Genomic DNA, 21,451 nt, shown 5'->3' with positions numbered 1-21,451 from the left:
AGAAAGAAAATGAAAAGAAGAACAGCAAGAGAAAAAGCTTTGCAGGCACTATTTCAAATTGATGTCAGCGATATTGCAGTGAATGAAGCCATAGAACACGCACTGGATGAAGAAAAAACAGATCCTTTCTTTGAACAGCTTGTACACGGGGTATTGGAACACCAAGACCAGCTGGATGAAATGATCTCCAAGCATCTGGTGAATTGGAAGCTCGATCGGATTGCCAATGTTGACCGTGCGATTTTGCGCCTGGCAGCATATGAAATGGCATATGCCGAAGACATTCCGGTGAATGTCTCCATGAACGAAGCGATTGAGCTGGCAAAACGGTTTGGTGATGACAAAGCGACAAAGTTTGTAAACGGGGTTCTTTCTAACATTAAATCTGATATTGAACAATCATAGGAGGAAAGAAAATGACTGCAACAATCATCGACGGAAAAGAAACGGCTAGAGAAAAACGCGAACAATTGGCAAAAGAGGTAGAAGAGCTTAAAAAGCAAGGCGTCACTCCCGGACTGGCGGTTATTTTGATTGGAGATGATCCTGCTTCTCACTCTTACGTGCGAGGAAAGAAAAAAGCGGCAGAAACAATGGGAATGAATTTCAAGCTCGATCAATTTGACAGCAGCCTCACAGAAGCTGAACTGCTTTCCATTATTGATCAATATAACCAAGACCCTGAGTTTCATGGCATTCTCGTTCAGCTTCCGCTCCCAGACCATATTTCTGAAAAAGCGGTGATCGAACGTATCTCCCCTGATAAAGATGTAGACGGTTTTCATCCGTTAAACGTAGGGAAAATGCTGCTTGGCGAAGATACGTTTCTTCCTTGCACGCCTCATGGAATTGTTGAGCTTTTGAAGAAAACCAATATTGACCTTTCCGGTAAAGAGGTTGTTGTAGTCGGCCGAAGCAACATTGTCGGCAAACCTGTCGGCCAGCTTTTATTAAATGAAAACGCGACGGTTACTTACTGTCATTCAAGAACAGAAAATATTACTGAACATACGAAAAAAGCGGACATCCTGGTGGTGGCAGTCGGCAGAGCCAACTTCATCAGTGCAGACCAGATCAAAGAGGGCGCTGTTGTCATTGACGTCGGCGTTAACCGTCTGGAAAACGGAAAGCTTTGCGGAGACGTTGAATTTGAAGGGGCAAAGGAAAAAGCGTCCTTCATCACGCCGGTTCCGGGCGGAGTAGGTCCGATGACCATCACGATGCTTGCGCATAATACTGTTAAATCTGCGAAACGTACGTTATCATAGATAATTGGAGATATTCACAGGCGAAATGTTTGCCCGCCTTGAATATGAGCACGATACCCGCTTCTTGAGGCTCCTAAAGCCAGGGCGGGTTTTCTTTAGTTATGGTGCAGGAATGCTTAGGAGAGGAGTTTTTAGACATGGGTGAAGCAGCGTATGTGACCGTCTCAGCGCTGACAAAGTATATAAAACGAAAATTCGATGTAGATCCTCACCTTGAAAATATTTGGATTAAAGGCGAATTGTCGAATGTAAAGATACACACACGAGGGCATATTTATTTCACTTTAAAAGACGAAAACGCAAGAATGCAGTCGGTGATGTTCGCGAGACAAAGCGAGCGTCTGCCTTTTAAACCTGAAAACGGAATGAAAGTGCTGGTAAGAGGCGGAATTTCCGTATATGAACCGAGCGGAAACTATCAATTATATGCCAAAGAAATGCAGCCTGACGGGGTTGGAGCGCTTTATTTAGCGTACGAAGAATTAAAAAAGAAGCTTGCCGGAGAAGGTTTATTTGACGACCGCTACAAAAAACAAATCCCCGCATTTCCAGCCACAATCGGGGTTGTGACATCTCCAACGGGTGCCGCTGTCAGAGACGTTATTACAACTCTAAAAAGAAGATATCCCCTTGTAAAAGTCATTGTTCTTCCAGCGCTCGTACAAGGTGAAAATGCGAGCAGATCCATCGTTACGCGCATTGAAGAGGCAAATGAAAAAGAGATTTGCGACGTATTAATTGTCGGGAGAGGCGGCGGTTCGATAGAAGAACTGTGGGCATTCAATGAAGAAATTGTAGCACGCGCCATCTTTGCTTCCAATATTCCGATTATATCGGCAGTCGGACATGAGACGGATTTTACGATCAGTGATTTTGTCGCCGATATCAGAGCTGCGACGCCGACAGGAGCAGCTGAGATTGCTGTGCCTCATACCACTGATTTAATCGAACGGACAAAAACAGCGGAAGTCAGAATGACAAGAGCAATGCAGCAGCATCTCGGCCAGAAAAAAGAACGGATACAAACGCTGCAATCGTCCTATGCCTTTCGTTTTCCAAAGCGTTTGTATGCCCAAAAAGAGCAGCAGTTTGACCTCGCGTACCAGCAGTTTCAAGCACAGCTGACCGCTCTTTTAGATCGGAAAAGCAGACAGCTGGAGCGTGAAACGTACAGATTAGAGGCACTGCATCCTCATGAACAGCTGAAACAAGCAAGAACACGATACCAGGAACAAACAAATCAGCTGAGAAAAAATATGAATATCCAAATGAAGCAGCTGCATTCCCAATTTCAAACCGTTCTTGGCAAGCTGAATGCACTAAGTCCTCTTCAAGTGATGGAGAGAGGATACAGCTTGGCTTATAAAGAAGATAAACTCATTAAAAGTGTCAGTCAAATAGAAGAGCAGGACCGGCTTGAAGTCAAGCTGAAGGATGGCGTGCTGACCTGTGAAGTATTAGAAAAGAGAGGGGAAGAAAAATGACAGACGTGAAAAAAAATGAAAACATGACATTTGAAGAAGCGATGAAAGGGCTTGAGAGCATTGTATCAAAGCTTGAAGAGGGAGATGTGCCTCTAGAGCAAGCCATTAACTATTTCCAAGAAGGCATGGCTCTGTCAAAAATGTGCCATGAAAAGCTGCAAAAAGTCGAAAAGCAAATGGACTTCATTTTAAAAGAAGACGGCGAACTGGCACCTTTCAGTGTTCAGGAGGAAGACGAAGGTGACAAATAAATTAACGAGCTTTCTGGCGGACCGGAAAAAAACAATTGAAAATCAGCTTTCTGTCTATACAGAAAAGCTTGATATGCCGGACTCATTAAAGAAGTCTATGCTGTATTCTCTACAGGCCGGCGGAAAGCGGTTGCGGCCTCTGATTGTACTGGCTGTTTTAAACGCATATGGAAAAAGCGAAAAAGACGGCATTCCGGTGGGCTGTGCTGTCGAAATGATTCACACGTATTCGTTAATTCATGATGATCTTCCATGCATGGATGATGACGATTTGCGCCGTGGGAAGCCGACAAACCATAAAGTGTTTGGTGAAGCGACGGCAGTATTAGCGGGTGACGGGCTGCTCACAGAAAGCTTTAAGCTGATTACCTCCCACGTGTCAGACGAGGTGTCAGCAGAAAAGCGCCTGCGGCTTGTGAATGAACTGATTTCAGCGGCAGGCACCGAAGGCATGGTCGGTGGGCAAGTAGCTGATATGGAAGCGGAAAACCGACAAGTCACGCTTGAAGAGCTCGAATCCATTCATGAACGGAAAACTGCCAAGCTCCTTGGCTTTTGTGTAATCGCCGGTGCTATTTTGGCTGATGCGCCTGAGGAAGACATTGAAACACTGCGTACCTTCAGCAGCCACATTGGAATCGGATTTCAAATCAGAGACGATATTTTAGATTTAGAAGGCAGTGAAGAGAAAATCGGCAAACGTGTCGGCTCGGATACCACAAATGACAAATCGACATACCCGTCGCTTCTTTCATTGGAAGGGGCCAAACATAAATTGGATGTTCATATAAAAGAGGCGAAGCGATTGATCGACGGACTCTCTCTTCAAAAAGACCTTTTATATGAGCTTTGTGATTTAATTGCGGCAAGAGATCACTAAAACGATCCTAATTTGAAGCGGCTGCACGAGATATGGTAAAATGTAAGCAGTTTATATGAAAAATGAAAAGGAAAAGCGCGTTTGTCTTTTTTTATGTCTGAGATTATTGTCAGCTCGGCATGCAAAAGACATGTATCATTGCAGAAATTCATGCTGAAAGTGAGTTGATCCGCTTTGGATCTTTTATCAATACAGGACCCGTCGTTTTTAAAAAACATGTCCATTGATGAATTAGAGAAATTAAGTGATGAAATCCGTCAGTTTTTAATTACAAGTTTATCCGCTTCCGGCGGCCACATCGGCCCAAACTTAGGTGTCGTAGAGCTTACTGTTGCCCTGCATAAGGAATTTAACAGCCCGAAAGACAAATTTTTATGGGATGTAGGCCATCAATCGTATGTCCATAAGCTGCTGACAGGACGCGGAAAAGAATTTGCGACGCTTCGCCAGTACAAAGGGCTTTGCGGATTTCCAAAGCGGAGTGAAAGCGAGCACGATGTTTGGGAAACCGGGCACAGCTCGACTTCTCTGTCAGGCGCGATGGGAATGGCAGCTGCCCGTGATATTAAAGGAACGGATGAATATATTATTCCGATCATTGGTGACGGCGCGCTGACCGGCGGAATGGCGCTCGAAGCCCTTAACCACATCGGCGACGAGAAAAAAGACATGATTGTCATCCTTAATGATAATGAAATGAGTATTGCACCGAATGTCGGTGCCATTCACTCTATGCTCGGACGGCTCCGTACTGCGGGGAAATACCAGTGGGTCAAAGATGAGCTTGAATACTTATTTAAAAAGATTCCGGCAGTTGGGGGCAAGCTTGCCGCCACGGCGGAACGAGTCAAAGACAGCCTGAAATACATGCTCGTCTCCGGAATGTTTTTCGAGGAGCTCGGTTTTACGTATTTGGGCCCGGTGGACGGACATTCTTATCATGAGCTGATTGAGAATCTTCAATACGCCAAAAAAACGAAAGGCCCTGTTCTTCTGCATGTCATCACGAAAAAAGGGAAGGGGTACAAACCGGCTGAGACCGATACGATTGGGACATGGCATGGTACCGGACCATATAAAATTAATACCGGTGACTTTGTAAAGCCGAAAGCCGCAGCTCCTTCGTGGAGCGGTCTTGTCAGCGGAACTGTGCAGCGAATGGCGCGCGAGGACGGACGCATTGTAGCCATTACGCCGGCTATGCCTGTCGGTTCAAAGCTTGAAGGTTTCGCAAAGGAATTCCCTGACCGGATGTTCGACGTAGGAATCGCAGAACAGCATGCCGCAACGATGGCGGCAGCTATGGCAATGCAGGGTATGAAGCCGTTTTTGGCGATTTACTCAACCTTCCTGCAAAGGGCATATGACCAAGTTGTCCATGACATCTGCCGCCAAAACGCCAATGTGTTTATTGGAATTGACCGTGCAGGACTCGTTGGCGCTGATGGAGAGACACATCAAGGCGTGTTTGATATTGCGTTTATGCGCCACATTCCAAACATGGTCTTAATGATGCCGAAAGACGAAAATGAAGGCCAGCACATGGTTCATACAGCACTTAGCTATGACGAAGGCCCGATAGCGATGCGTTTTCCGCGCGGAAACGGACTCGGCGTAAAAATGGATGAACAGTTGAAAACGATTCCGATCGGTACGTGGGAGGTGCTGCGTCCGGGGAACGATGCTGTCATCTTAACATTCGGCACAACAATCGAAATGGCGATTGAAGCAGCCGAAGAGCTGCAGAAAGAAGGCCTTTCCGTGCGCGTTGTGAATGCGCGTTTTATTAAGCCGATTGATGAAAAGATGATGAAGAGTATCCTAAAAGAAGGCTTGCCAATTTTAACAATTGAAGAAGCGGTCTTAGAAGGCGGTTTCGGAAGCTCGATTTTAGAATTCGCTCATGATCAAGGTGAATATCATACTCCGATCGACAGAATGGGTATACCTGATCGGTTTATTGAACACGGAAGCGTAACAGCGCTTCTTGAGGAAATTGGACTGACAAAACAGCAGGTGGCAAATCGTATTAGATTACTGATGCCGCCAAAGACACACAAAGGAATTGGATCATGACGTCAAAGAAAGAACGATTAGATGTATTATTAGTGGAAAGAGGGCTGGCGGAAACGCGTGAAAAAGCCAAAAGAGCCATTATGGCGGGGATCGTCTATTCAAACGAAAACCGCTTGGACAAGCCTGGAGAAAAAATTGACCGCGACCTTCCGTTAACTGTCAAAGGAAACCCGCTGAGGTATGTGAGCAGGGGCGGCTTAAAGCTCGAAAAAGCGTTGAAGGAATTTCCCGTCTCTGTCAAAGATAAAATTATGATTGATATTGGCTCCTCCACCGGCGGTTTTACGGACTGCGCTTTGCAAAATGGAGCTAAACAGTCATACGCTGTGGATGTAGGCTATAATCAGCTTGCATGGAAGCTTAGACAGGATGAACGGGTCGTCGTGATGGAACGGACGAACTTTCGTTATGCAACACCGGCAGACTTTACAAAGGGCATGCCGGAGTTTGCCACAATTGATGTGTCCTTTATTTCACTGCGGCTCATCCTGCCTGTCCTAAGGACTTTACTCGTACCGGGCAGCGACTGCATGGCTCTAGTTAAGCCTCAGTTTGAAGCGGGACGGGAATCCGTCGGCAAAAAAGGGATTGTCAGAGATCCTAAAGTGCATGCTGATGTGCTCAAGCGAATGATCAGTTTTTCTGCCGCTGAAGGCTATATCTGTAAAGGCTTGTCATTTTCTCCAATCACGGGAGGAGACGGAAATATTGAGTTTCTCCTTCATTTGCATTGGCCGGGAGAGGGACAGGAAGGTCAGGAGCTGCCGGAAGAAGAGATCATGTGCGTTGTAGAAGAAGCACATAAGACGTTAAAAGAAAAAAAAGCAGATGTACCGGAATAATAGGGCGCTATTATTCCTTTTTTCTGCATTCATGTACAATGTGCAGAGAATCATATAACATAAAAGAACAGATAAGCTTGGAAATAGAGGTGCTTACATGAACAAAGGCCAGAGGCATATTAAAATCAGAGAGATCATTACAAGCAATGAAATCGAAACGCAGGATGAATTGGTCGACATGCTAAAGCAGGATGGATACAAAGTAACGCAAGCCACGGTATCACGGGATATTAAAGAACTTCACCTTGTAAAAGTGCCTACAAATAACGGTTCTTACAAATACAGTCTTCCGGCGGACCAGCGTTTCAATCCGCTGTCTAAGCTAAAGCGGGCCTTGATGGACGCATTTGTGAAAATAGACTCTGCAAGCCATATGATCGTACTGAAAACGATGCCGGGCAATGCTCAGGCAATCGGGGCGCTGATGGACAATTTGGACTGGGATGAAATTATGGGGACCATTTGCGGAGATGACACGATTTTAATTATTTGCCGGACTCCTGAAGATACAGACGGTGTAAAAAACAGACTGCTTGAACTGCTGTAACAGAATCTAACAAAGATAAGAGGTGTAATGCTGTTTGTTAGCTGAACTATCGATTAAAAACTTTGCCATTATTGAGGAACTGACGGTTTCTTTTGAACGCGGGCTTACGGTTTTAACAGGAGAAACCGGAGCCGGCAAATCCATTATCATAGATGCCATTTCTCTTTTAGTCGGAGGCCGCGGATCATCTGAATTTGTTAGATATGGGGAAGCAAAAGCCGAACTTGAAGGGCTGTTTCTGTTGGAGAGCGGCCATCCTGTTTTAGGCGTATGCGCTGAGCAGGGAATCGACGTTTCAGACGAAATGATCGTCATGAGAAGGGATATCAGCACGAGCGGGAAAAGCGTTTGCCGTGTCAATGGCAAGCTTGTCACGATTGCCTCGCTAAGAGAGATCGGCAGGCTTTTATTAGATATTCACGGGCAGCACGATAACCAGCTGTTAATGGAAGACGAAAATCATCTCCAGCTTTTGGACAAGTTTGCCGGGGCCGAAGTGGAAAGCGCGCTCAAAACGTATCAGGAAGGGTACCAGCGGTATATGAAGCTGCTCAAAAAGCTTAAGCAGCTTTCTGAAAGCGAACAGGAAATGGCCCATCGTCTTGATCTTATTCAATTTCAGCTCGAAGAAATCGAATCGGCAAAGCTTGAGCTTAACGAAGATGAACAGCTCCAAGAAGAGCGCCAGGAAATTTCAAACTTTGAGAAGATATATGAATCGCTGCAAAATGCATATAACGCGCTTCGCAGTGAGCAGGGCGGATTGGACTGGGTCGGAATGGCTTCAGCGCAGCTTGAAGATATCTCTGATATTAACGAACCGCTGAAAAAACTGTCTGAAAGTGTTTCGAACTCCTACTATTTGCTTGAGGATGCCACATTTCAGATGAGAAATATGCTGGATGAGCTTGAATTTGATCCGGAACGCCTGAACTATATTGAGACACGACTTAATGAAATCAAACAGCTGAAACGAAAATACGGTGCCACTGTTGAAGACATTTTGGAATATGCTTCTAAAATTGAAGAAGAGATTGACCAAATTGAAAACAGGGACAGCCACCTTCAAAGCTTGAAAAAGGAGCTTGACTCCGTCGGCAAAGATGTCGCAGTGGAAGCGGCAAATGTGTCACAAATCCGAAAAACATGGGCGAAAAAGCTGGCTGATGAGATTCATCGGGAATTAAAAAGCCTGTACATGGAAAAATCAACTTTTGATACGGAATTTAAGGTCAGAACAGCGTCACGCAATGAAGAGGCGCCGCTTGTAAACGGCCAGCCCGTTCAGCTGACTGAACAAGGGATTGACCTGGTGAAGTTTTTAATTTCAACCAATACAGGCGAGCCGCTGAAATCCCTTTCGAAAGTCGCTTCAGGTGGAGAGCTGTCACGGGTGATGCTTGCCATAAAAAGCATTTTCTCCTCACAACAGGATGTGACATCGATCATTTTTGACGAGGTTGATACCGGTGTAAGCGGCAGGGTCGCACAGGCAATCGCTGAGAAGATCCATAAGGTGTCAATAGGTTCACAAGTGCTGTGCATTACACACCTGCCTCAGGTGGCTGCCATGGCCGATACGCATCTTTATATTGCGAAGGAGTTAAAAGACGGCAGAACGACGACACGTGTCAAGCCGCTCTCTAAGCAGGAAAAGGTAGCGGAAATCGGGCGCATGATTGCAGGTGTCGAAGTAACCGACTTAACGAAACGCCATGCGAAAGAACTTTTAAAACAAGCGGATCAAGTCAAAACAACTGGGTAAGCTGCGCGAGAAGCGCAGCTTATTTTTTTCGTGTACATCCATTCGTTCATCAGTATATCCAATGTTTTTCTTCATATGACAGTTATAAATAAGCCGTCAGAAGGCAAAATTAAATGATGTAGCAGCAAGTCATAAAGAAGGTGTGGGATAGGAGCGAGGAGAGTGAAGTAGTGAATGCCCGATAACATCAGAAAAGCAGTAGGTTTAATTCTCCTTGTTTCGTTATTAAGTGTAGGTTTATGCAAACCGCTAAAAGAATATTTACTGATTCCAACGCAAATGAGAGTATTTGAAACCCAAACACAAGCGATTGAAACGAGTTTATCGGTAAACGCTCAGCCATCAGAATCCTCAGAAGCGTTTACAGTAAAGAAAGATCCGCATGAAATCAAGGTGACGGGCAAAAAATCAGGTGAGTCAGAATTGGTATACGATCTTGCCGGATTTCCAATAAAAAAAACAAAAGTGCATGTTCTTCCTGATTTAAAGGTTATACCTGGCGGACAATCAATCGGTGTAAAACTTCATTCCGTCGGTGTTCTTGTCGTCGGATTTCATCAAATCAATACAAGTGAAGGCAAAAAATCTCCGGGAGAAACGGCTGGAATTGAAGCGGGCGACATCATTATTGAGATGAATGGACAGAAAATTGAAAAAATGAATGATGTAGCCCCATTTATTCAAAAGGCTGGGAAAACTGGTGAATCTTTAGATTTACTGATCAAACGTGATAAACAGAAAATCAAAACGAAGCTGATCCCAGAAAAGGATGAAGGAGAAGGCAAATACAGAATCGGGTTATATATCAGAGATTCTGCTGCCGGCATCGGCACTATGACCTTTTATGAACCGAAAACAAAAAAATACGGAGCACTTGGCCACGTGATTTCCGATATGGACACAAAGAAACCAATTGTAGTGGAGAATGGAGAAATCGTTAAATCCACTGTAACATCAATTGAAAAAGGGACAGGCGGTAATCCGGGAGAAAAACTGGCGCGATTTTCCTCAGAACGCAAAACGATCGGGGATATTAACAGAAACAGCCCGTTTGGGATTTTCGGCACACTGCATCAGCCGATTCAAAACAACATATCAGATCAAGCATTGCCGGTTGCGTTTTCTACCGAAGTCAAAAAAGGGCCGGCTGAAATTTTAACGGTTATTGATGATGACAAAGTAGAAAAATTCGATATTGAAATCGTCAGCACAACGCCGCAAAAATTCCCTGCGACAAAAGGAATGGTGTTGAAAATTACCGATCCAAGGCTGTTGAAAGAAACAGGAGGCATCGTACAGGGGATGAGCGGAAGCCCGATTATTCAAAATGGAAAAGTGATCGGTGCTGTCACCCATGTATTTGTAAATGACCCGACAAGCGGCTACGGTGTTCATATTGAATGGATGCTGTCAGAAGCAGGAATCGATATTTATGGAAAAGAAAAAGCAAGTTGACTGCCGGAGTTTCCGGCAGTTTTTTTATTTTGATCCCTCTTCACTTCTCAGAATACATACGGTAAAATATACAAAAGAAGATTTTTCGACAAATTCACGTTTCCTTGTTTGTCAAATTTCATTTTTAGTCGAAAAACAGAGAAAAACATAGAATAACAAAGATATGCCACTAATATTGGTGATTATGATTTTTTTAGAGGGTATATAGCGGTTTTGTCGAATGTAAACATGTAGCAAGGGTGAATCCTGTTAACTACATTTGGGGAGGAAGAAACGTGGAGAAAATTAAAGTTTGTGTTGCTGATGATAATCGAGAGCTGGTAAGCCTGTTAAGTGAATATATAGAAGGACAGGAAGACATGGAAGTGATCGGCGTTGCTTATAACGGACAGGAATGCCTGTCGCTGTTTAAAGAAAAAGATCCCGATGTGCTCGTATTAGATATTATTATGCCGCATTTAGACGGACTTGCGGTTTTAGAGAGGCTGAGGGAATCAGATCTGAAAAAACAGCCGAATGTCATTATGCTGACAGCCTTTGGACAGGAAGATGTCACGAAAAAGGCCGTCGATTTAGGCGCGTCCTACTTTATTCTCAAACCGTTTGATATGGAAAACCTTGTCGGCCATATCCGCCAGGTCAGCGGAAATGCCAGCAGTGTGACGCATCGTGCGCCATCATCGCAAAGCAGTATTATACGCAGCAGCCAGCCTGAACCAAAGAAGAAAAATCTCGACGCGAGCATCACAAGCATTATCCATGAAATCGGCGTCCCAGCCCATATTAAAGGCTATCTCTATCTGCGCGAAGCAATCTCAATGGTATACAATGACATCGAATTGCTCGGCAGCATTACAAAAGTCCTCTATCCGGACATCGCCAAAAAATTTAACACAACCGCAAGCCGTGTAGAAAGAGCGATCCGCCATGCAATTGAAGTGGCATGGAGCAGAGGAAACATTGATTCCATTTCCTCGTTGTTTGGTTATACTGTCAGCATGACAAAAGCTAAACCGACAAATTCGGAATTCATTGCAATGGTTGCGGATAAGCTGAGATTAGAACATAAGGCTTCTTAAACATGAGCTTATTAAGTGGTCATTAAATCAAACGTCTTTTATTTATTAGTTTGCGCTGATAAATAGGAGGCGTTTTGTTTTGGGGACATTTGTAGTATGGGAGAAGAATATTAAGTATCCGCATATAGTAAAGGATAGGTTTGAAAAGTAAGGAAAGCAAATGGCGGTATTACCTGCACTCTTGGTCCATTCATACATCTTATAGGATCACGAAGCATGATCGACCCTAAATATGTCCGTTATAAAATGAAACCTTTCTCCTGCAAAATCGTAAGTAAGGCGTATTCATGTAAAAAGGAGACGTACGAATGAAAAAGAAAAAAGCAAGAAAGCGTGAGGGGTTTTTCCTGGACTTTCTTTTCGAAGTTGGTGGGGAGCTCTTTCTTTTGCTGTTTAGATGTGTACACAAACTATTTATATAAAGGGAAAAAGACTGCCGAATCGTTTCGGCAGTCTTTTGCACATTAATCTTTATAAGGCACCCAGCCTGGCGTGTTCACAATTGCTTGCCATAGCGGTTCAGGCAAATGATATTTATCTTTATCTGTGCCTTTGATCACTGTTTCGATTTGCTTTTCACGGCCTTCTTTTACTTTTACCGTCCAGTCAGGGTCAACTAGAATTTCGCGTCCCATAGCGACTAGCGGAATACCGTTTTCGATGACGGCAAGCGCGTCATCAGCGGAATGGATGGAACCGACGGCGATCAGCGGCACTTTGTTTCCGACACGTTCATTCAATAAGTCCATGCGTGTGCGAGTCGGATCTGCACCGCGGCGCGCTTTTGAGTTCACGTCCATCAGTGAGATATGAAGATAGTCCAATTCTTTATCCCCTAAAGCATCAACAAGCGTATAAGTTTCAGTCATTGTCAATCCCGGTGTCTCAGGTTCTTCCGGAGACAGACGGTAGCCGACTAAGAACGCACCCTTCGCATGTTCTGAAGCGGCTTTTTTCACTTCATCGACAATAGCGAGCGGGAAGGCTAATCGTTTTTCATCGCTTCCTCCCCAGCGATCCGTGCGCTGGTTGGTTTTCGGAGAATAAAACTGCTGAATTAAGTAGCCGTTTGCACCGTGAATTTCGACACCGTCAAAGCCCGCTTCAATGGCACGTCTTGTCGCTTCTCCAAACGCCTTCACAATGTTTTCCACTTCTTCTTCTTTTAATGCGCGAGCAATTTGTTTGCCGTTATCAAACACGTCACTTGGCCCCACAACATCTTGTTGAGGAACAAGCTCAGACGGGCACTCAATACCGCCGTGATGAATTTGTACAACAGCTTTAGCGCCTTGTGCCTGAATGGCTTGTGCTAACTTTTTTAAACCTGGAATGTTGGAATCGTCATGGATGGCCGGCTGCCCGGGGAATGCTTTTCCGTCCGGTGTAACATTTGCGCAGGCTGTAATCACCATTCCCATCTCTTTTGAACGGGGGATGATGTAGTCGAGCTCCGCTTCAGATATTGTACCGTCTTCATTAGAAGCGTAATGAGTCATTGGTGCTACTGCGATCCGGTTGTCGATTGTGACGCCGCTTTTAAACGTAAATGGTTCAAAAAGTGGCTTATACTTAGGATTCATTTGATCATCTTCTTTCGTTTGGATTCGCACATATTCTAGCCTATATGTAAAAATTAATGCAATTGATCTGCTTTACCGACTGAATATCTTGAGTGCAGAGTGATGTTTTCGCCGCTCTTTTTCGGGGCCTTTGTAGCCGCCGCTGATTTGGTGGCCGATGGAGCATGTGATGACAGCTGCCGCCAGCAGCAGAACGAATTTTTTCATGGCTTTAACTTCTTTCAATAAAGTAAATATCCTTTAAAAGGTTACGCTTGGCTGACCCACCCGTCAAACGATTTGCTCACCCTATTCTCAAATTTTTTAAAATGAATAAAAAGTTGCTTCTTTCCGCTAATTTTTTCTAATTGACGCCTCAATTAGAGCCATCCTCATAGACAAATCTGCTCGTTATCTTTCTAACAACAGGAAATGATCGGGTCGTATAGCCCTTTTGAAAATCATGGAACTTGCTCGCCTGCATTCGCGTTGTCTTTACAAATTCGCCATTCTGGTCAAAGATAAAAGCCAAACATCAGGAAGAGGTGGTCATGTGAAACAAACGGTTCTTTTGCTGTTTACTGCGCTCTTTCTTTCGGGGTGCAGTGTTGCAAGTGCGGATGACTCAGTGCCAAGGTTTACCGAAGAGGGAAAATACATTGGCTCGGCTGATCCTCATACGATTGCGGTTTCTCTTAATGGAGAAGAAACCATGATACAAGTTCCGAAGGATAAACGTGATGAATGTGAATCACTGCCAGATCAGACACATGTCCTGGTGAAATATACAAAGAAGGATAATGGAACTTTACAGCTGGAAGATATTCAGCTGCGAAAGAACTCGTGACCGGAGGGAGTAAGTTGAGAATGTTATGGAGGAGCTTGGCGCTGTGCGGATTGGCTTTGACGCTCGCGCCTTGTGCACAGGCAGCAGAGCCGATAGAAGGGAAAACAGTGTATATTGATGCCGGACACGGCGGTGAAGACAGTGGAGCGGTCGGAAACGGGCTCTTTGAAAAGGATATTAATTTGGCTGTCTCAGAGCATGTGACAGACAAACTAAAAGAGGAGGGAGCCAATCCTGTTGCATCCCGGTCTGACGATCATTTTCTGACCTTGGAGGAAAGAGTGGCTAAGGCAAGTGCCAATCAGGCTGACCTTTTTGTCAGCATCCATGTGAATTCAGGGGTAGCTTCAGCTTCAGGAACAGAAACGTATTTTCAATCTGATTATGAAGGGGAGAACAGCCGGCGTCTGGCATCCGATATTCAGTCACAGCTCGTTTCATCCTTACAAACGAGAGACAGGGGCGTGAAAGAATCAGACTTTTACGTCATTACATATTCACAAATGCCAAGTGTGTTGGCGGAGCTTGGGTTTATCACTAACAGTTCTGATGCGGACAAGCTGGGAAGTGAAGAATACCAGCAAAAGGCCGCAGATGCGATTGTCAACGGCATTGATTCTTATTATGATCAGTAGATTGATACAGCCTTAATCCTAGAGTGGAGCCGACAAAATAAGTATAATGGAGAAAACTTTAGGGTTTGAGGTGAAACGATGACAAAGATTTTTGCCCACCGGGGGGCATCAGGTCAATTTCCCGAAAATACAATGCTTGCATTTGAAAAAGGAATTGAAGCCGGAGCGGATGGGATAGAGCTTGATGTACAGCTGACGAAAGACGGACGCATTGTTGTGATTCATGATGAAAGACTTAATCGCACGACATCACTTAAAGGATTCGTGAAGGATACAGCCTATGATGAGGTGAAGACTGCGAATGCGGCCGCTGGTCACGATCAAGCGTACAGCGATATAAAAGTGCCGCTGCTAGAAGATGTGCTCTCGTGGGCGGTAAAAAAGGATTTTCTCATCAACATTGAATTAAAAAACAGCGTGATCCGCTATGAGGGAATGGAAGAAAAAGTGCTGGAGGCAGTGAAGCGATTCAATGTAGAGGACAGAGTCATCCTATCCACGTTTAATCATGACAGCTTGGCGCTATGCTCCCGGCTTGCGCCGCATATCGAACGGGCAGTATTAACTTCAGATGTGCTTTATCAGGCAGATCGATATATCGCGTCTATTCCGGCTTCCGGCTATCACCCGAAGTTAAACAGCCCAGGGGTCACAGATGAAGTGCTGAAGAAAATGAGGAACAGTTCGATTAAGGTAAGGCCGTATACAGTCAATCGTCCGGAAGATATGAAGTGTCTCATTGAAGCGGGAGCAGACGGCATGTTTACCGACTTTCCAGAAAAGGCTTCGGCATTGCTGAAAAATGAATAGTTGTTAGAAGGAGGCTGTTTGATGCAGCCTTCTTTTTTCATTCATTCATGCCCGTTTCAAAGCATACATTCATAGAAGACAACTAGAAATTGTAAGCGCTGTCTATCTTCTGAATGAGGTGAAACCATGAGGAAAACAGTCATTGTAAGTGCTGCAAGAACTCCATTTGGCAAATTCTGCGGAGTTTTGAAAGAGGTGAAAGCTGCTGAGCTTGGGGGCATTGTGATGAAGGAGGCGCTGCAACGGGCTGGAGTCTCTGGAGATGATGTAGAAGGAAACGTCATGGGCATGGTTGTCCAGGCCGGCTCAGGGCAGATACCTTCCCGTCAAGCTGCCCGTCTGGCGGGAATGCCTTGGAGTGTGCCGTCAGAAACACTGAATAAAGTCTGTGCTTCCGGCCTTCGCGCTGTCACTTTATGTGATCAAATGATTCGGGCGCAGGATGCGGACATACTTGTTGCGGGGGGAATGGAAAGCATGAGCAATATTCCGTATGCCGTTCCCGCCGGGCGCTGGGGAGCACGGATGGGGGACGGCGAGCTTAGGGACTTAATGGTGTATGACGGATTAACGTGCGCATTTGACGAGGTGCACATGGCTGTTCACGGAAATACAGCTGCCATGGAATATGCAATCTCACGAAGAGAGCAGGACGAATGGGCGTTGAGAAGTCATGCAAGGGCAGCTAAGGCCGCCGATGAAGGGAAGTTTCAGGATGAAATTGTTCCCGTCAACTGGATCGGTCGAAAAGGAAAACCAAACGTTGTTGATAAAGATGAAGCGATTCGCCGTGACACAAGTCTGGATCAGCTCGCGAAACTTGCTCCTATTTATGCAAGTGACGGTTCTATCACAGCCGGCAATGCTCCTGGGGTCAATGACGGAGCCGGCGCGTTCGTGCTGATGTCTGAGGAAAAAGCTGCTGAGCTTGGCAAACGGCCTCTGGCTACAATTCTTGGTTTTTCAACTACGGGAATGCCAGCGCACGAGCTGGCGGCAGCGCCGGGATTTGCCATTAACAAGCTTCTGAAAAAGAACGGTTTAACTGTCCAAGATATTGACTTGTTTGAAGTAAATGAAGCTTTTGCTTCAGTTGTTTTGACATGTGAAAAAATCGTAGGTTTCGATCTTGAAAAAGTAAATGTAAATGGCGGTGCGATCGCGCTCGGCCACCCGATCGGCGCGAGCGGTGCGAGAATTCTCATGACGCTTGTTTATGAATTAAAGCGACGGGGAGGGGGTCTGGGCGTTGCCGCTATTTGTAGCGGGGCAGCACAGGGAGACGCCGTCTTAGTGCAGGTTCATTAAAACATGATGAAAAAGGGGATTTGAATGGAAATCAAACAAATCATGGTAGCTGGCGCAGGTCAGATGGGAAGCGGAATTGCTCAAACAGCTGCCGACGCGGGCTTTTATGTGCGGATGTATGATGTGAATCCAGAGGCCGCGGAGGCAGGATTGAAACGGCTGAAGAAACAGCTGGCCCGTGATGCTGAGAAAGGAAAAAGGACCGAGACGGAAGTGAAGAGCGTAATCAGCCGCATTTCGATTTCTCAAACGCTTGAGGAGGCAGAGCATGCGGACATTGTGATTGAGGCTATCGCAGAAAACATGGCGGCAAAAACTGAGATGTTTAAAACACTTGATCGCATTTGCCCGTCTCATACGATTTTGGCCAGCAATACATCTTCCTTGCCTATTACAGAAATCGCTGCTGTAACAAACCGGCCTCAACGGGTTATTGGCATGCATTTTATGAATCCCGTCCCTGTAATGAAGCTGGTTGAAGTGATTCGCGGCTTGGCTACATCAGAAGAAACGGCCTTAGATGTTATGGCATTAGCGGAAAAGATGGGGAAAACAGCGGTAGAAGTCAATGATTTTCCTGGGTTTGTTTCCAACCGTGTGCTTCTTCCAATGATTAATGAAGCCATTTATTGCGTGTATGAGGGAGTGGCGAAGCCGGAGGCAATAGACGAAGTGATGAAGCTGGGCATGAATCATCCGATGGGTCCGCTTGCATTAGCGGATTTTATCGGACTGGATACGTGTTTATCAATTATGGAAGTCCTTCACTCAGGCCTTGGCGATTCCAAATACCGTCCTTGCCCGCTGCTCCGCAAGTATGTCAAAGCAGGCTGGCTTGGCAAAAAGAGCGGACGCGGTTTTTATGACTATGAGGAGAGGACTTCCTAAAGTCTATTCCATCCGGGGGTGGCCGAGTTGCATGTAACCCAAGAGCAAGTCATGATGCGAAAAATGGTGCGTGATTTTGCACGAAAAGAAATTGCTCCCGCTGCGGAAATCATGGAGAAAACGGACGAATTTCCCTTTCAGCTGATCAAAAAAATGGGTGAACACGGACTGATGGGAATACCGGTGCCGGAACAATACGGCGGTGCCGGGGCGGACGTTGTTTCTTATATTTTGGCGATTCATGAGATTTCTAGAATCAGTGCGGCTGTCGGCGTGATACTCTCCGTTCATACCTCAGTCGGCACGAATCCGATTCTGTATTTCGGCAACGAAGAACAAAAGATGAAATATATACCAAAGCTCGCGTCAGGAGACCATTTGGGCGCATTTGCACTAACGGAGCCTCACTCGGGGTCGGATGCCGGGAGCCTCCGCACAACAGCAATCAAAAAGAACGGCAAATATCTATTAAACGGATCGAAAATATTCATAACGAATGGCGGAGCAGCTGATATCTATATCACATTTGCTTTAACAGCTCCAGATCAAGGCAGGCACGGGATTTCGGCTTTTATTGTTGAAAAAAACACACCCGGTTTTACCGTTGGAAAAAAAGAAAGAAAGCTGGGGCTTTATGGCTCCAATACTACGGAACTGATTTTTGATAATGCAGAAGTGCCTGAAGCCAATTTGCTTGGCAAAGAGGGGGATGGCTTTCACATTGCCATGGCGAATTTAAATGTCGGCCGGATCGGCATTGCGGCACAGGCCCTCGGAATTGCAGAGGCGGCTCTTGAGCATGCCGTTGATTATGCGAAGCAGCGAGTGCAATTTGGAAGGCCGATCGCAGCCAATCAAGGCATATCATTTAAGCTGGCTGACATGGCGACTAGGGCAGAGGCGGCAAGACATCTTGTCTACCACGCCGCAGACCTTCATAACCGCGGCCTAAATTGTGGAAAAGAAGCGTCTATGGCTAAACAATTTGCTTCCGATGCAGCCGTGAAGGCAGCGTTAGACGCCGTTCAAATTTATGGGGGATATGGCTATATGAAGGATTATCCAGTTGAGCGCCTGCTTCGCGATGCAAAGGTGACGCAAATTTATGAAGGGACGAACGAGATTCAAAGACTGATTATTTCCAAGTATTTGCTTGGCGGAACCTGATAGACAAAAAACGCAAAAACGGAGGTTGAGGATATGGAGGAGAAACAGCAATATTCTCCAGGGTTGGACGGTGTGATTGCGGCAGAAACTCATATTTCTTATCTTGACACGCAGTCCAGCCAGATTTTGATAAGAGGCTATGATTTAATAGAACTTTCTGAAACAAAAAGCTATCTGGAGCTTGTCCATTTATTGCTGGAGGGCAGACTGCCAGAAGAAAGTGAAATGGAGACGCTGGAACGTAAAATAAACAGTGCCGCAAGCCTGCCTGCTGATCATCTCCGTCTGCTTGAGCTGCTCCCTGAGGACACTCATCCAATGGATAGTCTGCGTACCGGCCTGTCGGCACTTGCTGGCTATGATCGGCAAATTGATGATCGGTCTCCTTCCGCAAACAAAGAACGCGCCTATCAGCTTCTTGGGAAAATGCCTGCCCTCACTGCTGCCAGCTACAGGATCATTAATAAGAAAGAACCGATTCTTCCGCTTCATACCTTATCCTACAGTGCGAATTTTCTATACATGATGACAGGGAAATTGCCGTCTTCATTGGAAGAACAGATTTTTGACCGGTCGCTCGTCCTGTACAGTGAGCATGAGATGCCGAATTCAACCTTTGCGGCCAGGGTCATTGCATCTACACATTCAGATCTTTATGGGGCTTTGACTGGGGCTGTCGCTTCCCTGAAAGGGAATCTTCACGGAGGAGCAAACGAAGCTGTGATGTATTTGCTTTTGGAGGCAAAAACGACATCTGATTTTGAGCAGCTTCTGCAAACAAAACTGAAAAGAAAAGAAAAAATCATGGGCTTCGGCCACCGGGTGTATATGAAAAAAATGGACCCAAGAGCACTCATGATGAAAGAGGCGCTGCAGCAATTATGCGATAAAGCCGGTGACCATCGTTTATATGAGATGTGTGAAGCGGGTGAGCGGCTGATGGAGAAGGAAAAAGGGCTTTACCCGAATTTGGATTACTATGCTGCCCCGGTGTATTGGATGCTCGGCATACCGATTCCTTTATATACGCCGGTCTTTTTCAGCGCGAGAACGTCCGGTTTATGCGCCCATGTGATCGAACAGCATGCCAATAATCGGCTCTTCCGTCCCCGTGTCAGTTACATGGGCCCGCGATATCAAACAAAATCATGAAAGGAGCTGGTAGAATGCCGAAAACGGATCGTGTAATCGTAGAAATCACAGACTATGTGCTTGAAAAAGAGATTACTAGTGCCGAAGCGTATACAACAGCGGGGCATGTATTGCTGGATACCTTGGGCTGCGGGATCTTGGCGCTACGGTATCCGGAATGCACAAAGCTGCTTGGCCCGATTGTTCCAGGAACGACTGTGCCGAATGGAAGCAAAGTGCCGGGAACGTCATATGTTCTCGATCCTGTGAGGGCAGCGTTTAATATCGGCTGCATGATTCGCTGGCTCGATTACAACGATACGTGGCTGGCGGCGGAGTGGGGGCATCCATCCGATAACTTGGGAGGAATCCTTGCCACTGCTGATTATGTATCAAGAGTGAGGCTGTCTGAAGGAAAAGAGCCGTTAACAGTACGCGACGTACTTGAGATGATGATCAAAGCACACGAGATTCAAGGTGTGCTGGCGTTAGAAAACAGCTTAAATCGAGTTGGCCTTGACCATGTGCTGTTTGTCAAAGTTGCGACAACCGCTGTTGCGGCAAAGCTTTTGGGCGGCGGAAGAGAAGAAATCAAAAATGCGCTTTCGAATGCATGGATTGACAATGCAGCATTGAGGACATACCGCCATTCACCGAATACAGGCTCGCGTAAATCATGGGCGGCAGGAGATGCAACGAGCAGAGGTGTTCATTTGGCGCTGATGTCGTTAAAAGGGGAAATGGGTTATCCGACAGCCCTGAGTGCACCTGGTTGGGGGTTCCAAGACGTTTTATTCAATAAGAAAGAGATCAAGCTTGCCCGTCCGCTTGACGCTTATGTCATGGAAAATGTGTTATTTAAAGTGTCTTATCCTGCGGAATTTCACGCCCAGACAGCGGCGGAGTGCGCCGTCATTCTTCACCCGCAGGTAAAGAACCGGATTGACGAGATAGACCGAGTTGTCATCAGAACGCATGAATCCGCTATCCGTATCATTGATAAAAAAGGCCCGCTCCACAATCCGGCAGACCGTGATCACTGTCTCCAATACATTACAGCAATCGGTTTGCTTTTTGGTGATATCACCGCACAGCATTATGAAGCTGAAACAGCGAATGATCCGAGAATAGATAAACTTCGTGATAAAATGGAAGTGACTGAAAATAAAACATATACCGAGGATTATTTGAAGCCTGATAAACGCTCCATCTCAAATGCCGTTCAGGTTCATTTTAAAGATGGAACGAGCACGGAAATGGTGGAATGTGAGTTTCCCCTCGGCCATCGTTTTCGAAGAGAGGAAGCAGTGCCGAAACTGCTGGAAAAGTTTTCTGACAATCTCAAAACCCATTTTCCTGATAAACATCACAAACACATTTATGAGCGCTGTACCAGCTATGAGACATTACAAACGATGCGCGTAAATGAATTCGTAGACATGTTCTGCATGTAAAA

The 21,451-nt window shown here is 45.7% G+C and carries 21 protein-coding genes; 19 read left to right on the top strand and 2 right to left on the bottom strand.

Going from position 1 to position 21,451, the window contains the following annotated elements; translation table 11 throughout:
- The first annotated feature begins 9 nt into the window (after positions 1 to 9).
- From nusB to spo0A, 11 genes are all read left to right on the top strand, one after another.
- A complete protein-coding gene (nusB, locus tag KXZ66_RS12805; protein WP_003230256.1) occupies positions 10 to 405 on the top strand; it encodes a transcription antitermination factor NusB in 396 nt (131 codons plus the stop codon).
- Between the two features lie 11 nt (positions 406 to 416).
- On the top strand, positions 417 to 1,268 hold the full coding sequence (gene folD, locus KXZ66_RS12800) for a bifunctional methylenetetrahydrofolate dehydrogenase/methenyltetrahydrofolate cyclohydrolase FolD (protein ID WP_003230259.1): 852 nt from the start codon (positions 417 to 419) through the stop codon (positions 1,266 to 1,268).
- Positions 1,269 to 1,405: 137 nt separating this feature from the next.
- On the top strand, positions 1,406 to 2,752 hold the full coding sequence (xseA, locus tag KXZ66_RS12795; RefSeq protein WP_015251733.1) for an exodeoxyribonuclease VII large subunit: 1,347 nt from the start codon (positions 1,406 to 1,408) through the stop codon (positions 2,750 to 2,752).
- Positions 2,749 to 3,003 (top strand): exodeoxyribonuclease VII small subunit, encoded by a 255-nt coding sequence (locus KXZ66_RS12790; protein WP_003226409.1) that lies wholly within the window; start codon positions 2,749 to 2,751, stop codon positions 3,001 to 3,003. Before xseA ends, KXZ66_RS12790 begins: the two co-directional genes overlap by 4 nt.
- Positions 2,993 to 3,883, top strand: a complete 891-nt coding sequence (locus KXZ66_RS12785; protein WP_032726127.1) for a polyprenyl synthetase family protein — start codon at positions 2,993 to 2,995, stop codon at positions 3,881 to 3,883. The genes KXZ66_RS12790 and KXZ66_RS12785 overlap by 11 nt, the downstream gene beginning before the upstream one ends.
- A 174-nt stretch (positions 3,884 to 4,057) precedes the next feature.
- The gene (gene dxs / locus KXZ66_RS12780) at positions 4,058 to 5,959 is read left to right on the top strand and encodes a 1-deoxy-D-xylulose-5-phosphate synthase (protein ID WP_003245985.1); all 1,902 of its coding nucleotides are present in this window, start codon (positions 4,058 to 4,060) and stop codon (positions 5,957 to 5,959) included.
- Positions 5,956 to 6,801 carry a TlyA family RNA methyltransferase gene (locus KXZ66_RS12775; protein ID WP_219144586.1) on the top strand — a complete coding sequence of 282 codons (846 nt, stop codon included), beginning with the start codon at positions 5,956 to 5,958 and terminating at the stop codon, positions 6,799 to 6,801. Before dxs ends, KXZ66_RS12775 begins: the two co-directional genes overlap by 4 nt.
- Before the next feature lie 97 nt (positions 6,802 to 6,898).
- Entirely contained in the window at positions 6,899 to 7,348 is a 450-nt protein-coding gene (gene argR / locus KXZ66_RS12770; protein WP_014114358.1) for an arginine repressor ArgR, read from the top strand.
- A 34-nt stretch (positions 7,349 to 7,382) separates the two neighbouring features.
- The gene (recN, locus tag KXZ66_RS12765; RefSeq protein WP_017696435.1) at positions 7,383 to 9,113 is read left to right on the top strand and encodes a DNA repair protein RecN; all 1,731 of its coding nucleotides are present in this window, start codon (positions 7,383 to 7,385) and stop codon (positions 9,111 to 9,113) included.
- Between the two features lie 174 nt (positions 9,114 to 9,287).
- Positions 9,288 to 10,568, top strand: a complete 1,281-nt coding sequence (spoIVB, locus tag KXZ66_RS12760) for a SpoIVB peptidase (RefSeq protein WP_021480004.1) — start codon at positions 9,288 to 9,290, stop codon at positions 10,566 to 10,568.
- Positions 10,569 to 10,843: 275 nt separating this feature from the next.
- The gene (gene spo0A, locus KXZ66_RS12755) at positions 10,844 to 11,647 is read left to right on the top strand and encodes a sporulation transcription factor Spo0A (protein ID WP_003226427.1); all 804 of its coding nucleotides are present in this window, start codon (positions 10,844 to 10,846) and stop codon (positions 11,645 to 11,647) included.
- Between the two features lie 464 nt (positions 11,648 to 12,111).
- Here the strand turns inward: spo0A and KXZ66_RS12750 are convergent, their stop codons facing one another.
- Together KXZ66_RS12750 and KXZ66_RS12745 are read right to left on the bottom strand one after the other, a co-directional pair.
- A complete protein-coding gene (locus tag KXZ66_RS12750; protein WP_049141220.1) occupies positions 12,112 to 13,230 on the bottom strand; it encodes an NADH-dependent flavin oxidoreductase in 1,119 nt (372 codons plus the stop codon).
- Between the two features lie 72 nt (positions 13,231 to 13,302).
- Positions 13,303 to 13,455, bottom strand: a complete 153-nt coding sequence (locus KXZ66_RS12745; protein WP_014480226.1) for a hypothetical protein — start codon at positions 13,453 to 13,455, stop codon at positions 13,303 to 13,305.
- 307 nt (positions 13,456 to 13,762) lie between these two features.
- On the opposite strand from KXZ66_RS12745, the gene KXZ66_RS12740 reads away from it, so the two are divergent.
- The 8 genes from KXZ66_RS12740 to KXZ66_RS12705 all read left to right on the top strand — a co-directional run bounded on the left by KXZ66_RS12740 (position 13,763) and on the right by KXZ66_RS12705 (position 21,449).
- Positions 13,763 to 14,056, top strand: a complete 294-nt coding sequence (locus KXZ66_RS12740; protein WP_003230284.1) for a lipoprotein — start codon at positions 13,763 to 13,765, stop codon at positions 14,054 to 14,056.
- Positions 14,057 to 14,070: 14 nt separating this feature from the next.
- Entirely contained in the window at positions 14,071 to 14,691 is a 621-nt protein-coding gene (locus KXZ66_RS12735) for an N-acetylmuramoyl-L-alanine amidase family protein (protein WP_010886565.1), read from the top strand.
- Positions 14,692 to 14,769: 78 nt separating this feature from the next.
- On the top strand, positions 14,770 to 15,501 hold the full coding sequence (locus tag KXZ66_RS12730; RefSeq protein WP_049141221.1) for a glycerophosphodiester phosphodiesterase: 732 nt from the start codon (positions 14,770 to 14,772) through the stop codon (positions 15,499 to 15,501).
- 126 nt (positions 15,502 to 15,627) lie between these two features.
- Complete coding sequence (locus tag KXZ66_RS12725; protein ID WP_219144584.1) at positions 15,628 to 16,809, top strand: acetyl-CoA C-acetyltransferase; 1,182 nt, start codon at positions 15,628 to 15,630, stop codon at positions 16,807 to 16,809.
- Between the two features lie 24 nt (positions 16,810 to 16,833).
- Positions 16,834 to 17,697: a 3-hydroxybutyryl-CoA dehydrogenase gene (locus KXZ66_RS12720; RefSeq protein WP_049141225.1), complete on the top strand. Its 864-nt coding sequence runs from the start codon at positions 16,834 to 16,836 to the stop codon at positions 17,695 to 17,697.
- 27 nt (positions 17,698 to 17,724) lie between these two features.
- Positions 17,725 to 18,864, top strand: a complete 1,140-nt coding sequence (locus KXZ66_RS12715) for an acyl-CoA dehydrogenase (RefSeq protein ID WP_032726112.1) — start codon at positions 17,725 to 17,727, stop codon at positions 18,862 to 18,864.
- 33 nt (positions 18,865 to 18,897) lie between these two features.
- Positions 18,898 to 20,016, top strand: a complete 1,119-nt coding sequence (gene mmgD, locus KXZ66_RS12710) for a citrate synthase (protein ID WP_046160570.1) — start codon at positions 18,898 to 18,900, stop codon at positions 20,014 to 20,016.
- A 14-nt stretch (positions 20,017 to 20,030) separates the two neighbouring features.
- Entirely contained in the window at positions 20,031 to 21,449 is a 1,419-nt protein-coding gene (locus KXZ66_RS12705; RefSeq protein ID WP_151870182.1) for a bifunctional 2-methylcitrate dehydratase/aconitate hydratase, read from the top strand.
- Positions 21,450 to 21,451: the final 2 nt, after the last annotated feature.

It is taken from the genome of Bacillus sp. LJBS17, from assembly GCF_019334685.1.
Taxonomy (GTDB): Bacteria; Bacillota; Bacilli; order Bacillales; family Bacillaceae; genus Bacillus; species Bacillus subtilis.
Note: the sequence above shows the minus strand (reverse complement) of the source record. Positions and strands in the feature narration are given on the sequence as shown.